Source organism: Collinsella sp. AM24-1 (assembly GCF_003470325.1).
GTDB lineage: Bacteria > Actinomycetota > Coriobacteriia > Coriobacteriales > Coriobacteriaceae > Collinsella.
In genome coordinates, this window is the sequence record NZ_QRHM01000006.1 from 83,979 (window position 1) to 98,663 (window position 14,685).

Here is a 14,685-nt window from a genome sequence, read left to right on the forward strand (position 1 = left end):
AAAAATGCCCCGCCGGCCCCGCGCGTGAGCGCGCGGTTGTGCCGCTGCGAACAAAACTATGCCGGATTACGGGACTGGATAGCGAACCTCCGACCATATCGAAAACCAAGATAATAAAACCGCAGGTAGACTGCTTGCTGTTTTTCAAAGATAGGGGGTATGGATGAGGGCTCCGACTTTAGCCCCGTAAACCGGCATAGTTTTGAAATGGCACCATATCAGTAACAGCCTTTGATCTCCCGTGGACAGAGGGAAACGGATCATTTTTGCCTTGCGAGGGCTGCCGCGTGACCCGTCTGCCACGAAATGGGCCCATCTACTATGTTTAGGCGGCAGCCCTCGACCACGGCAAGTAATGTGAAATGAAAACCGCAGGTAGAACGCCTGCGATTTTTCATGAAACGCGGCTATGGTCAGGGGTATCGGATCAAACGTAGTAGATGGGCCCATTTCGTGGCGGGCGCCGTCAGCCGATCTCCGCGGGCGGAAGAAAGCAGATCATTTTGGTCTCGCAAGGCTTGCGGAGGCACTCGCGCAGGGCCGCCCGAACAAAACTATGCCGGTTTACTACGATGAACTCGACATTCCCGACCATGACTGCATTTTTCTAAATATCGCAAGCGTTCTACCTGCGGTTTTGGAAGCGTGCAATTTGCCGTGGTCGAAGGTGGGCGATTCATCGTAGTAAACCGGCATAGTTTTGAAATGGCATTAAATCGATAGCAGCCATTTTGCTATGCCGGGGTGGTCGGTTGTTGGGCAATTACCCTCGCAGGTAGGCGATGGCGATCTGCGTGCGGTTGCGTAGGCCCATTTTGGCAAGGATCGAGCTGATGTGGTTGCGTACGGTGCCTTCGCCCATGTAAGCGGCGGCGGCAATCTCCTTGTTATCGAGGCCGCGGGCGATGAGCTCGGCGACTTCGAACTCACGGTCGGTCAGGCTGGCAAAGGCGGCGGGTCGGCGAGGCGTGCTGGCATCGGCGCCTGTCCCGTCAAAATCGATGTCCTCGATCGCCTTGCCCTCGAGCACGCGTTTGCCGTCCATGACCTGCGCCAGTGCCGGTGGAATGGCGGCGACATCGGTTTTGATCAGGTAGCCGCGGGCGCCCAGTTTGAGCGCCGACACAATGTACTCGTCATCCGAGAATGTTGTCAGAAACACCACGCGCGCCGCAGGGTCGCGCTCGAGGATCTCGCGTGCCGCCGAAAGGCCGTCGCGCCCCGGCATCTGGATGTCGAGTAGCGCGATATCGGGCGCGTGCTCGGCGTAGAGCGCGACCGCGTCGTCGCCATTGGCGCCGGTACCCACCACCTCGATCTGCGGCTGTGCGCCCAGGATAATCTTGAGCGAATCGACCACCAAACGGTCGTCGTCGACAACTATGAGCCTCATCGGGCCTCATCTCCTTGCTGTTTGGGAACGGTGGCAAACACACGCCAGCCGCCGGCGCCGGCGCGCGGGCCGGCGGTGAAGGTGCCGCCAAGCGCCTCGACGCGCTCGCGCATGGAGCCGAGCCCCATGCCCTCGGCGATGCCGCGACCGCCCGTCTGGGTCCCGCCCGTGCCATCGTCGGTAACGATGAGCTGGTAAAACGATGGATGCTCCAAGCATCGCACAACAACGTTTTGCGCGCGGGCGTGGCGCATGGTGTTGGAGAGCACCTCGCGCAGGACCGCCGCAAAGCAGTTGGTGATGTTGGCGGGCGCATGCTCGGCCAAAACCTCAAGCTCAATCTGCGGGCCGCCATCTGAGCACGCGCCTTCCACGATGCACTCGAGCTGTACGGAGAGGTCGGCGGCAGTGTCATTGAGCGCGTGGACGCTGGCGCGCACAAGTTGGAGCGCCTCGTCAACGGTGTGCTTGACGTCGGCGAAATCGGCGGCAACCCTGGGCTCGTCGGCGTGCACGACGCGCAGGGCCTCGGTCTGCAGCGAGGCACGTGTAAGTTGGTGGCCAACGCTATCGTGGATCTCGCGCGCGATGCGGGCGCGTTCGGCGAGTGTCGCGAGCTCGACTTCGTAGTCCTGGCGGTCGGCAAGGTCACGGTTGCGCGCTTCGAGCGCGAGGGCTCGTTCCTGCAGCTCGTCGCGGATGCGGCGCATGCGCTGCTGCTCGCGCTCCAACTGGGCGGTACGCAGTGACAGTAGGGTGGCGGCGACTGAAAGGATGGCGGTCAGCAGGAGCGTTCGAGCGGCAAGCGCGTCGGCGCGAAGGTCCGCGACGAGTGCAAAGACAAAGGCGACGCCAATGCCCAGCGCGACCCAAACGCGTTCACGGCGCACGCGCCGCGCGATGTCATAGAGGGCGAGGGGCGCAAACGGCACAAACGGCGGCACGAAGACAGCCGCGATGATGTAAGCGTAGCTCGCGGCCTCGCTTGTGCGGCTCGTGCGTTCCTTCTGTGCGAGCTCGGCCAGCGAGGTGGCAATAACGCCAAGGCAAAACGCCGCGACCAGGCGAGCGTCCACAGCAAGGCCCGTGGCGGCCGCAATGCAGCACGCCAGCACGATCGATTTGTCGAAAAGCCTGTTCATACGGGTATTGTACGCGAAGCCGCGCGCGGGGGAGGCGCCGCCCGGGGCAACCGTGACATTCCTCCCGCGCGGCAAAGCGGCGTCGATCGCTCGCGCGAGCGGGGGTTTCGCCTCCGCCCCCTCGCACTCGTGACAAAGCTCACTGGTGCGCGCCGTCCGCTCCTGCGATGATGCAATCGTACCGGGCCACGACCAACAGAAGGGCCGCCTCATGACAGACATCGTCCACGTCGAAAACCTCGTCAAGCGCTACGATGACCTTATTGCGCTCGACCACTTTAACCTGAGCATCGCCCCCGGCGAGATCTTTGGCCTGCTGGGCCCCAACGGCTCGGGCAAAACCACGTCCATCAACTGTATCTTGCAGCTGCTTGCCTACGACAAAGGCACCATTGAGCTGTTCGGCGAGCCCATGACGCCCACCCGCTACGACCTTAAGCGTCGCGTCGGCGTGGTGCCACAGCAGGTGGCGGTGTTCGACGAGCTCACCGTGCGCGAAAACATCGACTATTTCTGCAGCCTCTACGTCAACGACCGCAAGCGCCGCCGCGCGCTGGTGGACGAGGCGATCGACTTTGTCGGCCTGGGCGACTTTACCAAGTTTCGTCCCGGAAAGCTCTCGGGCGGCTTGGCACGCCGCCTCAACATTGCCTGTGGCATCGCGCACAAGCCCGAGCTCATCTTCTTTGACGAGCCCACGGTGGCAGTCGATCCGCAGAGCCGCAACGCCATCCTGGAGGGCATCTGCCGCCTGCGCGACGAGGGCGCCACGGTGGTGTACACCAGCCATTACATGGAGGAAGTCGAGCAGATCTGCAGCCGCATCATGATCATGGACGGCGGGCGCGTGCTGGCGCAGGGCACCAACGACGAGCTCAAGCGCATGATTCAGATGGGCGAGAAGATCGTGATCGAGGTCGGCGAGGTGCCGAGCGCGGCGCTCGGTGCCGTCGCGAGCCTGCCGCATGTCCTGGACCTGTCGGCGACGGCGGGCCAGCTCACATTTTCGTGCGAGGCGAGCCCGCATAACCTGACGGACATTCTCGATGTGCTGCGTTCGCATGACGTGGCGCTCGGCCGCATTTATTCCGAACCGCCGACCCTCAACGACGTGTTCCTCGAGATCACCGGCCGCGAGCTGCGCGACTAGGGGGCAGCCATGTTCAACACCATCATCACTACGGTCAAGACGCTGCTGCGCCGGCCGAGCACGTGGGTCTGGGGTGCTCTCTTTCCCGTCGCACTTTCCACGATGTTCATGTTTATGTTTGCTAACCTCAGCTCCGACGGCAAGATCGACCCGGTGCCGGTTGCCGTCGTGGCGGACGAGGCTTGGGACGCTTCGACCTTTAAGGGCGTGGCGACGTCGCTTGCCAAGGAAGACAACGATCAGCTGCTCGAGATCCACGAGTGCGAGGATGTGGACGCCGCGAACCGTGCGCTCAAGTCCGGCGAGGTCGCGGGCATCTATACGGTCGACGCTGCGGGCACGCCCAAGCTCACGCTGCTCTCGAGCTATGACGGCTCGCGCGCCTCGTCGGTGCTCACCGACCGCAGCATCCTTGAGACGGTGGCAAGCTCGTATACACAAAATGCCGAGCTCATGTCCCAGATTGCCCAGGACAACCCGGCGGCGCTCGCCGACCCCGAGGCGGTTGCGCGCGCCCTGTCGCTCGAGGGCGGCACCCGCCGTGTGAGCCTGACACGCACCACGCCCGATGGCACGGTCATCTACTATTACGCGCTTTTTGGCCTGGTCGCGATGATGTCTGCCGAGTTTGCCGCCTTGAGCGTCGTCGACCTGCAGCCCAATCTGTCGGGCCTTGGCGCGCGCCGCTGCGTGGGCGGCCTTTCCAAGACGGCGTCGCTGGCCGGCATTTTTGTCGGCTCGTGGCTGGTCTCCTTCGCCTCGATGACGATCGCGATTGGTTACGTGCGCCTAGTCGTTGGCGTCGACTTTGGCGGGCGCGAGGGGCTGTGCCTGCTGGGCGGTGCTGTATCCGCGCTTGCCGCCACGGGCCTGGGGCTCTTTGTGGGCACGCTTCCCGTTAAGGGTGGCAAGGCGTCCAAGTCGGGCATCCTTACGGGCTTTGCTACCACGTGCGCCCTGTTCGCCGGCCTCTACGGCGAGCCGGCGATGGCGCTTGCCGACGACGTCGCCCACGCCTGCCCGGCCGAGTGCTGGTTCAACCCCGTCAAGCTCATCTGCGACATGTTCAACCGCCTGTATTTCTTTGAGGACCTGGGCCCCTTTGCCGTTCGCGCCGGCGCGCTGGTCCTTATGGCGCTGCTGTTCGTTGCCGCCGCTACGCTGATCTTTGGAAGGAGCCGCTATGAGCACCTTTAAGACTGCGCTTCGCATGGCGCTGGCGCACCCGTTCTACCTGCTCATCTATACGGTGTTCATCTCGCTCATGGGCGTATTCATCGCGGCCTCGGTGAGCTGGAACTCGTCGCAGCTGACCGAGTACAAGCCCTACGACGCCAACGTGATTGTGGTCGACCGCGACGGCAGCGATCTTTCGCGGGCACTTACCAGGCACCTGGGTTCGCGCTTTCACCTGGTCACGGGCGTCGGCGACGACACGTACGACCTTGCGGACGCGCTCTCCAAGAGCAACAGCGCCAAGGGCAGCGCCGATTGCGTGTTCTTTATCCCGGAGGGGTTTGAGGACGATCTTGTTGCGGCCGCCCGTGCGGGGGAGGACTTGCCCAAGCTCGATGTGACCTACGGCTCTGGCACCATGGCGGCGGCGCTTTCGTCCGCCGAGGCCTCGCGCTGGATCTCGCTCGCGGGCGCTGCGGCGGCGCTTGAACCCGCTGCCTCCAACGGTGACGTCGCAAGGGCCGCCGAGCACGCGGCCGCAAAGCGCGCGGAGGTCCAGATCGAGCAGGTCAAGGTCGACTCGACTGCTGCTACCACGCTCGAGTCGTACTTCAACTTTGGCGCGTACGCGATCATCTCGTCGGTCATCGTGTCGGTGGGACTGGTGTTTTCGGGCATGAACGAGCCCGAGCGCGTGCGCCGCATGGATGCCAGCCCGGTCTCTGAGCGCCAGCGTTCGCTCGCTGTGTTCGCGGCCGCCGCCGTGCTCACCGTTTGCATCTGGCTTGTGTCGAGCATGATGGGCGTCGTGGGCTTTGCCGGCGCGGTTGCCGAGGTCGGCGTGGGCCGCGTGTGCCTGGCGCTGGCGGCAACGTTTGCCCTGGCGTGCACGCCGCTGGCCGTTGGCTTTACGCTGTCGAGCCTGGGCGCGCGCGAGGAGCTGCTCAACGGTGTGGGCAACCTGCTCGGCATGCTCATGACGTTTTTGGGCGGCGCCTGGATGCCGCTGTCGCTCATGGGCTCGGCCGTGCAGACGGTGGCGCACTTTGTGCCGACGTATTGGGTGAACGACGCAATCGGCAAGGCGCTTGCCTCGGACCTGACGTCTGCCGTGTTGGGCGACATCGTCTGTGACCTGGGCGTCACCGTGCTCTTCGCCGCCGCCATCGCCGCCGTAGGCCTAGCCCTCGCACACGCCAAATCCCACGCCTAGCCGTAACCCGTCACTTGGGGACGTTCCTTTCCTGCTGGCACTTGGGGACAGTCCCGGCACTCATTGGGGACAGACTTAAATGAGTGGTTTCAGTCATATAAGTCTGTCCCCAATGAGTGCCCAATGACTGGTTTGGAAAAAAATGCGCCTGTCGCTAAAAAATAGTTCGCCCAGGTTTACTATTACCCTAGAAAAGTAGCAGAAGGCTAACAACGGGGGATAGCATGGCGACAAAGCATGCCTACGTCCAGGTCAACGGGCTCAAGAAACACTACGGCGACGGTGATGCGCGCCTGACGGTACTCGATGGCATCGACACGTCCATCAACCGCGGCGAGATCTGCGTCATGCTGGGGCCCTCGGGCTCGGGCAAGTCGACCTTTCTCAACCTCATTGGCGGCCTGGAGGATGCCGACGGCGGCTCCATCATGGTGGACGGCTGCGACCTCACCGCGCTCAAGCCTGCCGATCTGGGCGAGTACCGCCGCCGCGAGCTGGGCTTTGTCTTCCAGTTCTACAACCTGGTGCCCAACCTTACCATCAAGGAAAACATCGAGGTCACGGCGCACCTGTCCAAAAACCCGCTCAATGTCGACGACCTGCTGCGTTCGCTGGGCCTCTACGAGCACCGCAACAAGTTCCCACGCCAGGTCTCGGGCGGCCAGCAGCAGCGCTGCGCCATCGGCCGTGCACTCGTCAAAAACCCAGGCCTGCTGCTGTGCGACGAGCCCACGGGCGCGCTTGACTACAAGACGTCCAAGGAAATCTTGCAGCTCATGGAGGATGTCAACCGCACCTACGACTGCACCATCATCATTGTCACCCACAATGCCGCCATCGCGCGCATGGCAAATCGCGTGCTGCGCCTGCGCGACGGGCGCATCGTCGAGGATGAGCTCAACGAGTCACCCGTCGCGGCCGCCGAGCTCGATTGGTAGGCGGCGCCATGACACCTCTCGCAAAACGTCTCCCGCGCGAGCTGCGCCGCAATATCGGCAAGTACCTGGGCATCTTTTTGCTTATGTGCGGAAGCATCGCCCTTACCTCGGGCTTTTTGCTCGCGGCGCATTCCATCGGCTGCCTCATCGACGACATGCGCGACGAGTACACGATCGAGGACGGCCGCGTGACTACCTCCTTCGAGGCCACCAAAGACCAGCTCAAGGCAGCCGAGGATGCAGCCGACGACGTCGGCGGCGTCACGCTCTACAAGAATTTCTCCATCGACGCCATCATCAAAAAGACCGCCGGCGACGACGGCACCAAGCGCACCCTGCGCACCTATGCACACCGCACCAAGGTCGATATCGCGTCCTACTGTGAGGGCAGGCAGCCCAAGACGGACGATGAGGTGGCAATCGACCGTGTTTTCGCCACCAACAACGACCTCGCCGTGGGCGATAAGGTCGAGCTTGAGGGCCGCACCTACACCATCTGCGGCATCATGACCCAGCCCGATAGCCAGGCGCTGTTCCTCAACAATTCGGACTTTACGGTGAACACCATCACGTACGGCGTGGCCGAGGTCACCGACGCCGGCTTTGCCGCGCTTGAGGACGCCGGCGGCGCGCCTGCCTACACCTACTCCTTTACCTTTACCGATCGCGATCTCCCCACCGCGGATCGCATCGATGCGGAGCAGGATATGGTCGAGGCGCTGACCGATGCCGATGCGCGCGTGGACGATTTGATCGATGCCGATTCCAATCAGGGCATTGGCTATGCGCGCGACGACGTGGACGGCGACTCCATGATGTGGATGACGTTGCTCGACATCATCATCGTGATCATGGCGTTTGTCTTTGTGGTGCTCACCGACGCCACCATCGAGGAGGAGAGCGCCATCATCGGCACGCTGCTCGCCAGCGGCTATCGCCGTCGCGAAATCGTGCTGCACTACCTAGCGCTTCCCGCCATCGTAGGCGTGGCCGCGGCGCTACTGGGCACCGCTCTCGGCGTTGCGTTCTTTACCGAGCCCATGCGCGGTCTCTACTACGGCTCGTACAGCCTGCCGCCCTTCCAGGTGTACTGGAGCTGGGAGATCTTTGTGAAGTGCGCCGTGGTTCCCGCCGCCGCGCTCATCCTCATCACGCTGGTGGGCCTGCTTCGCAAGATGGGCAAGACGCCGTTGCAGTTCCTTCGTCACGAGGCGAGCGGCAAATCGGGCACCAAGCGCGGCCTGCAGCTGCCGGAGCGCATGGGCTTTGTCTCGCGCTTCCGCCTGCGCGTCTTCCTGCGCAACCTGGGCAACTTCGCCACGCTCTTCGTGGGCATCGCGTTTGGGTCGCTGCTTTTGCTCTTTGGTCTGGCGATCCTGCCCACGATGACGCACTATGCGGACAACCTCGAGACGAGCCTGGTCGCCGAGCATCAGTACACACTCAAGGCGCCGCTGGAGCTCGAGGGCACTGCCGAGGAGCGCGAGCAGTGGTCGGCACTCGAGCGCTTGCAGTCGGTTGACGGCGCGCTGCTTTCTGCCGCCCAGGATGCCGATGACGAGCTTGACGGCGCGGCCGATGCGGCGCAGACGGCAGCCGATGCCGCGACCGCATCTCCGTCTGCCGAGAGCCTGACCGCAGCGCAGGATGCGCTTGCCAAGGTCCAGGACAAGAAGGATGCGCTCTACGCGCGCCTTGACGATCTTGCCGACGCCCTCGGCTGCAACCGCGATGAGGCCATCGATCTGATCGACAAGGCCTCTAAGATCGACACTGACAACGACGATATCCACCCGGTCAATACGACCGACAACGGCGCGGGCGCAATCGCGCAGGCCGAGAAATATGCCGTTTACCAGCTGCAATACGACCGCGGCGATGGTAATGGCGAGGAGACGATTTCCGTCTACGGCATTTCATCTCATTCGCGCTATTGGAAAGACCTCAACGTCGGCGACGGGCGCGTCGTCTTTGGCGGCGGTCTGCTCGATAAGTTTGGCTGGAGCGAGGGCCAGAAGGTCGAGCTTCGCGACAAGTACGAGGCTCGGGATTATTCTCTTAAGTACGCGGGCAAGGACTGTGCCTGGGGCTCCAAGTCGGACATGAATATCTATATGAGTATCGATGACTTTAACGAGCTGTTCGACAACGATGCCGCCTACTTTAACGGCTATGTGAGCGACGAGAAGCTCGACCTCGACGCGCGCTACTTTGCCGGCGACACCACGCCCGACGACATGCGCGCCGTGGGCGACCAGTTCATCGGCATGATGAGCAAAATGATCGGCATGATGGTCGGGCTCGCGGTGTTTATCTTCCTGCTGTTTATGTACCTGCTGACCAAGGCGGTGATCGACCACAGCGCCCGTTCGATTAGCTATATGAAAGTCTTTGGCTATCGAGATAGCGAGATCTCGCATCTGTACATCCGCTCGATCACGCTGTGCGTGGCGGCGTCGCTCGTGCTGAGCCTGCCGGTCATTATTGGCTCGCTCACGGCCATCTTCCGCTCGATGCTGCTCGCCTACAACGGCAATATCGAGATCTACGTGCCCGCTTGGTCCATGGCTGCATGCGTCGGCATTGGCTTTGCGACCTACCTGGTCGTGGCGCTGCTGCACACGCGCTCTATCAAGCGCGTCAGCCTAGCCGAGGCCCTCAAGGTGCAAGAGTAGTCATCGGGGACGTTCTTAAATGACTGGTCATCGGGGACAGTCTTTGACGATTCGCCGGCTCGCTGGCCGGGCTGGCAAGGACTGTCCCTGGCGGTACTCATTTAAGTCTGTCCCCAATGAGTGCCTAACGACTCGGTGTTGCGCTTGACTTCGACCCTACTTCAACGGGTACCATCCTCTTATGTCTGTAACGCCATATAGACCGAGGGGATAGATATATGACCGCAACTGCACCCGCAGCACCCGCTAAGGTGTACTTCACCAACCTGCGCACGCATGCTCGCGAGAGCCAGCTCGACAAACTCAAGCGCCTCATTCGCCGCGCCGGTATCGAGCAGATCGACTTTGAGAACAAGTTCGTCGCCATCAAGATTCACTTTGGCGAGCTGGGCAATCTGAGCTTTTTGCGCCCCAACTACGCCCGCGCCGTCGCGGATGTCGTCAAGGAGCTGGGCGGCAAGCCCTTCCTCACCGACTGCAACACGCTCTATGTCGGTAGCCGCAAAAACGCGCTCGAGCACATCGACACCGCCTACCAGAACGGCTTTACCCCGTATGCCACGGGCTGCCAGATCATCATCGCAGACGGCCTCAAGGGCACCGACGAGGCACTCGTTCCGGTCGAGGGCGGCGAGTACGTGCGCGAGGCAAAGATCGGCCAGGCACTCATGGATGCCGACATCGTGATCAGCCTTACGCACTTTAAGGGTCATGAGCAGGCGGGCTTTGGCGGCGCCATGAAGAACCTGGGCATGGGAGGCGGCAGCCGTGCCGGCAAGATGGAGCAGCATGCCGCCGGCAAGCCGAGCGTCGATACTACCAACTGCGTAGGTTGCCGTGCCTGCGAGAAGATTTGCGCGCACAGCGCCATCACGTTTGACGGTACGCGTGAGCGCGAGCTTGCCAACGGCAGCACCCGCACGGTTCACGTGGCTACCATCGACCACGATCGCTGCGTGGGCTGCGGACGCTGCATTGCGGCGTGCAACCAGGACTGCATCAAGCCCGACTATGACGCCGCGGCCGACGTACTCAACTACAAGATCGCCGAGTATACGAAGGCCGTTGTCCAGGATCGCCCCAGCTTCCATATCTCGCTCGCCATGGACATCAGCCCCAACTGCGACTGCCATCCCGAGAATGACACGCCCATCGTCAACGACATCGGCATGTTCGCGAGCTTCGACCCGGTCGCCATCGACCAGGCCTGCGCCGATGCCGTCATGGCATCCGAGCCGCTGCCTAACACCGAGCTTACCGACAGCGCGGCCAAGATGGAGCATAACCACGAGCATTTGGAGGGCGAGCAGGCGCGCGACCCCTTCTGCATCACGCATCCCGACACCGACTGGCGCGCGTGCATCGCGCATGCCGAGAAGATCGGCCTGGGCACGAGCAAGTACGAGCTCATCGAGGTCAAGTAGCACCTAGCTATTGGACAAAACAAGCGCATTCGTGGCGCAATTCAAGCAAAAACCGCCCGCGAGCACAGCGCTCGCGGGCGGTTTTCCGGAAGTATGCGGCAAATTTCGAGACCGCCGAGCACACGACGTTTTTTGGCAACAAAACCCCTGATAAATTGTTGATAAAACTGCGGTCTGGTCGGCAGTTCCAGATTTTGCCGCATACTTTCGAAAATAGGGGTCAGATAAAGCCCCGGACGTTGCTTTTTGCCTAAAAATTCTTTCCGAGGAAGTCGTCGACCGTGCTCCAGTAGAGCTCGGGGTCAACTTGCGCACTCTTGGCGTGGGTGGCGCCATGAATGGTGAGCTTTTGCTTGACCTTGCTGGCGCACGCGTCGTAGTTTTGGTCGAGCATGTCGTACGGCACAAAGGTGTCCTGGTCGCCGTGGATGAACAACATGGGAACCGTCGCGTGTTTGAGTTGTTCCACACTGCTCGCCTTATGAAAGTCGTAGCCCGCGCGCGCGTCGCACACCAAGTTTGCTACATCGAGCAAGGGAAAGCTGGGCAGGCCGAACACGTCCTTGAGCTGCAGGGAAAACTCGTCCCAAACACTTGTATAACCGCAGTCCTCGATAATGCATTTCACGTTTGCGGGCAGAGATTCCCCCGCGACGTCCATGGCGGTTGCCGCACCCATCGACTCGCCAAAGACCAGGATGCGCGCCTCGGGGTCAGCCTGAACGATCCGCCCAATCCATGCAACGACATCGAGCCGCTCGGGCCAGCCCATGCCGATATAGTCGCCGCCGGAGCGCTCGTGGGCGCGGGCGGCGGGTGCGAGTACGTTCATGCCGCGGTCGTGGAATCGTTTGACGTATCGGGCCATGCCGATGGGCTCATCGGTGTATCCGTGTAGGCAGATAGCGTAATTGTGCGTGCTCTCTGGGGCGGCAAAATACCAAGCGGCAAGTTCGGTTCCGTCATCTGCGGTGAGGCTGCTGCTCTCGCGGTTCTCTTTAAACCATGCCCGCGCCTCGGTTCCCTCGGCATCCGGCTGCTCACTTTCTTTGTCGTCCTTGCCGTCCTGCATCATCTTCATGGTGTATGGCGCGCGGGGATTCAGCGCGAAGTCAAACAGAAAGTTGCCGGCAAATCCGAGCAGCGCAATGACAACCACCAGTGCAACGATGCCGGCTATCTTGAGCTTTCGATGGGAATGTGCGTTTTGAGCCATGCGGTATTCTCCTATAAGATGTTAATGCATCAACATTTAATGCAAGCGCATTATGGACGTTCGCCGTTGATGCGTCAACAGGCAAAGAATGGGTAAACAAAGGGTCACGTATGGTGCAAATTTCGCACGTACCCAGACGCTTTGATATAGTGTTGAGAACTCTTTACATTGGAGGATGTAACCGGCATGTCCGATTCGAGCGACAGTTCCAAGCCGCGACCCAAGATCGCGGCCGTTCCACACTACACGGTGGGCGAGGAGATCATGAACTCCGTCACCCATGGTGTCGGCTGCCTGCTGGGTATCGCGGGCCTGGTGCTCCTGATCGTATTCGCTGCCCTGCGCGGCGGAGGCCCGGCCCACATGGCCGCGGCGATTGTCTATGGTGTCAGCATTATCCTCGAATACCTAGCCTCCACGCTCTACCACGCGATTCAGCCTGCGCGCGCCAAGCGCGTGTTTCGCATCATCGACCACAGCTGCATCTACCTGCTCATAGCCGGCAGCTATACGCCGTTTTGCCTCATCACGCTCGCAAACGACGGCGGCGCTGCGCTGTTCTTCGCCGTATGGGCCATCGCCATTATCGGCATCGCCCTCGAGTGCTTTATGCGCGAGCGTCAACCGCACTGGGTATGCGGCCTGGTCTACCTGCTGATGGGCTGGCTTGTCGTCTTTAAGCTGCCCGAGCTCGTATCGCTGCTCAACCCCGTGGCGCTTGCCCTGCTCGCCGTCGGCGGCGTGTGCTACACCGTGGGCGTGCCGTTCTACATCGCCAAAAACGTGCGCTATCTGCACAGCGTGTTTCACCTGTGGGTGCTCGCCGGCAGCATCTTCCAGTTCATGGCGGTGATTCTCTTCGTAATCTAGCGATCGCGTCTGTGCCCGCGGACCTATCCAAGCGGCCGCCGGGCGCAACTGCCCTATCCGTCACCTACGCTTACTACCCAACGTCCCGAATCTTGGAGGTTCGAGAAACTCCCGATGGACATAACCATCTCCCTTATCACCACCCTCGTTTTGACCCTCATCAACGGCTACTTCTCTATGTCCGAGATGGCGCTCACCACGGCCAAGCGCGCCGTGCTGGAGCATGAGGCCGAGGAAGGCGACAAGCGCGCCGAGCGTGCCATTAAGCTGGCCGCCGACTCCGACCAGCTGCTCGCCACCATCCAGGTCGCCATCACGCTCGTGGGCTTCGCCTCGTCCGCCGTCGCCTCGACGAGCCTGTCCGACCCGCTTGCCACGTGGCTCATGAGCTTTGGCATCGCGCCGCTCTCCGCCATCGCGCGCGGCCTGGCGCCGGTCATCATCACCGTCGCGGTCGCCTTCGTGTCCATCGTGATCGGCGAGCTCGTCCCCAAGCGCATCGGCCTGGCCAATGCCGAGGGCGTGTCCAAGCAGGTCGTGGGCCCGCTTTCCGTGTTCCAGAAGATCGCCCGTCCGCTCGTGTGGCTGACTGGCGCTTGCTCCGATGGCCTGGCCCGCATCTTGCGTATCAAGAGTGCCGACGACCGTCAGAACGTCTCGGAAGAAGAGATCAAGTACATGGTCTCGGAGCAGGACGACCTGCTCGACGAGGAAAAGCGCATGATCCACGAGATCTTTGACCTGGGCGACACCGTTGCCCGCGAGGTCATGGTGCCGCGCGTGGACACCACCATGTGCGAGGACGACGAGACGGTCGCCAGCGTGCTATCCACCATGCGCCAGACCGGCTTCAGCCGCATCCCCGTCTATCACGAGGACCCCGACAACGTCGCGGGCATCGCGCACATCAAGGACCTGATCCAGCCCGCGCTCGACGGCAAGGGCGACCAGCCCATCGCCGGCTTTTTGCGCGACGCCACCTTTGTGCCCGACACCAAGGACATCCTGCCGCTGCTGTCCGAGATGCAGACCTCGCACGACCAGATCGTGGTCGTCGTGGATGAGTACGGCGGCACGGCCGGCATCATCACCATCGAGGACATCGTCGAGGAGATCGTGGGCGAGATCGAGGACGAGTTCGACCCCGACAACAAGTACCTCACGCGCCTTTCGCGCCGCGAGTGGCTCGTTGATGGGCGTTTTTCGTGCGATGACGCGATTGAGCTTGGTTGGCCGCTTGAGGAAAGCGATGATTATGAGACCATCGCCGGCTGGATTTTGGAGCTTTGCGACTCGGTGCCCGACATCGGAGAGGTGTTTGAGGTCGCGGGGTACAAGTTTAAAGTGCAGTCGATGCGTGGCCAGCGCATCTCGCTCATTCGCGTGATCGCTCCGGCCGAAACCGATAAGAAGGATTCCGAGTCTTCGGTAGACGAGCCGACGACGTCGGGTGCGGGCTCTGTGGACTCGCACGATGGCGACGAGTAG

11 protein-coding genes are annotated in these 14,685 nt (G+C 61.8%); 8 read left to right on the plus strand and 3 right to left on the minus strand.

Going from position 1 to position 14,685, the window contains the following annotated elements; translation table 11 throughout:
- Nucleotides 1-763 precede the first annotated feature (763 nt).
- Nucleotides 764-1,393, minus strand: a complete 630-nt coding sequence (locus tag DW661_RS03675; RefSeq protein WP_117803505.1) for a response regulator transcription factor — start codon at nt 1,391-1,393, stop codon at nt 764-766.
- On the minus strand, nt 1,390-2,535 hold the full coding sequence (locus DW661_RS03680; protein WP_158568409.1) for a sensor histidine kinase: 1,146 nt from the start codon (nt 2,533-2,535) through the stop codon (nt 1,390-1,392). The genes DW661_RS03675 and DW661_RS03680 overlap by 4 nt, the downstream gene beginning before the upstream one ends.
- Nucleotides 2,536-2,746: 211 nt before the next feature.
- Between DW661_RS03680 and DW661_RS03685 the strand changes: the two genes are divergently transcribed.
- From DW661_RS03685 to DW661_RS03710, 6 genes are all read left to right on the plus strand, one after another.
- Complete coding sequence (locus DW661_RS03685; protein WP_118328604.1) at nt 2,747-3,685, plus strand: ABC transporter ATP-binding protein; 939 nt, start codon at nt 2,747-2,749, stop codon at nt 3,683-3,685.
- Between the two features lie 9 nt (nt 3,686-3,694).
- Nucleotides 3,695-4,882, plus strand: a complete 1,188-nt coding sequence (locus DW661_RS03690; protein ID WP_118377523.1) for an ABC transporter permease — start codon at nt 3,695-3,697, stop codon at nt 4,880-4,882.
- Nucleotides 4,869-6,074, plus strand: a complete 1,206-nt coding sequence (locus tag DW661_RS03695) for an ABC transporter permease (RefSeq protein ID WP_118934687.1) — start codon at nt 4,869-4,871, stop codon at nt 6,072-6,074. The genes DW661_RS03690 and DW661_RS03695 overlap by 14 nt, the downstream gene beginning before the upstream one ends.
- Nucleotides 6,075-6,298: 224 nt before the next feature.
- On the plus strand, nt 6,299-7,012 hold the full coding sequence (locus DW661_RS03700; RefSeq protein ID WP_118934689.1) for an ABC transporter ATP-binding protein: 714 nt from the start codon (nt 6,299-6,301) through the stop codon (nt 7,010-7,012).
- An 8-nt stretch (nt 7,013-7,020) separates the two neighbouring features.
- Nucleotides 7,021-9,687 carry an ABC transporter permease gene (locus tag DW661_RS03705; protein WP_118934691.1) on the plus strand — a complete coding sequence of 889 codons (2,667 nt, stop codon included), beginning with the start codon at nt 7,021-7,023 and terminating at the stop codon, nt 9,685-9,687.
- A gap of 218 nt (nt 9,688-9,905) precedes the next feature.
- Nucleotides 9,906-11,111: a DUF362 domain-containing protein gene (locus DW661_RS03710; RefSeq protein WP_118934692.1), complete on the plus strand. Its 1,206-nt coding sequence runs from the start codon at nt 9,906-9,908 to the stop codon at nt 11,109-11,111.
- A 250-nt stretch (nt 11,112-11,361) separates the two neighbouring features.
- Here the strand turns inward: DW661_RS03710 and DW661_RS03715 are convergent, their stop codons facing one another.
- Entirely contained in the window at nt 11,362-12,327 is a 966-nt protein-coding gene (locus DW661_RS03715; protein ID WP_118934694.1) for an alpha/beta hydrolase, read from the minus strand.
- A 186-nt stretch (nt 12,328-12,513) separates the two neighbouring features.
- On the opposite strand from DW661_RS03715, the gene DW661_RS03720 reads away from it, so the two are divergent.
- Nucleotides 12,514-13,197 carry a hemolysin III family protein gene (locus tag DW661_RS03720; RefSeq protein ID WP_199584844.1) on the plus strand — a complete coding sequence of 228 codons (684 nt, stop codon included), beginning with the start codon at nt 12,514-12,516 and terminating at the stop codon, nt 13,195-13,197.
- Nucleotides 13,198-13,311: 114 nt separating this feature from the next.
- A complete protein-coding gene (locus tag DW661_RS03725) occupies nt 13,312-14,685 on the plus strand; it encodes a hemolysin family protein (protein ID WP_117630020.1) in 1,374 nt (457 codons plus the stop codon).

Excerpts from the sequence above, each read along its gene's own strand:
- DW661_RS03725 (WP_117630020.1), top strand. The coding sequence starts at position 13,312 with ATGGACATAACCATCTCCCTTATCACCACCCTCGTTTTGACCCTCATC.
- DW661_RS03690 (WP_118377523.1), top strand. The coding sequence starts at position 3,695 with ATGTTCAACACCATCATCACTACGGTCAAGACGCTGCTGCGCCGGCCG.
- DW661_RS03685 (WP_118328604.1), top strand. The coding sequence starts at position 2,747 with ATGACAGACATCGTCCACGTCGAAAACCTCGTCAAGCGCTACGATGAC.
- DW661_RS03700 (WP_118934689.1), top strand. The coding sequence starts at position 6,299 with ATGGCGACAAAGCATGCCTACGTCCAGGTCAACGGGCTCAAGAAACAC.
- DW661_RS03675 (WP_117803505.1), bottom strand. The coding sequence starts at position 1,393 with ATGAGGCTCATAGTTGTCGACGACGACCGTTTGGTGGTCGATTCGCTC.
- DW661_RS03705 (WP_118934691.1), top strand. The coding sequence starts at position 7,021 with ATGACACCTCTCGCAAAACGTCTCCCGCGCGAGCTGCGCCGCAATATC.
- DW661_RS03695 (WP_118934687.1), top strand. The coding sequence starts at position 4,869 with ATGAGCACCTTTAAGACTGCGCTTCGCATGGCGCTGGCGCACCCGTTC.
- DW661_RS03710 (WP_118934692.1), top strand. The coding sequence starts at position 9,906 with ATGACCGCAACTGCACCCGCAGCACCCGCTAAGGTGTACTTCACCAAC.
- DW661_RS03715 (WP_118934694.1), bottom strand. The coding sequence starts at position 12,327 with ATGGCTCAAAACGCACATTCCCATCGAAAGCTCAAGATAGCCGGCATC.
- DW661_RS03680 (WP_158568409.1), bottom strand. The coding sequence starts at position 2,535 with ATGAACAGGCTTTTCGACAAATCGATCGTGCTGGCGTGCTGCATTGCG.
- DW661_RS03720 (WP_199584844.1), top strand. The coding sequence starts at position 12,514 with ATGTCCGATTCGAGCGACAGTTCCAAGCCGCGACCCAAGATCGCGGCC.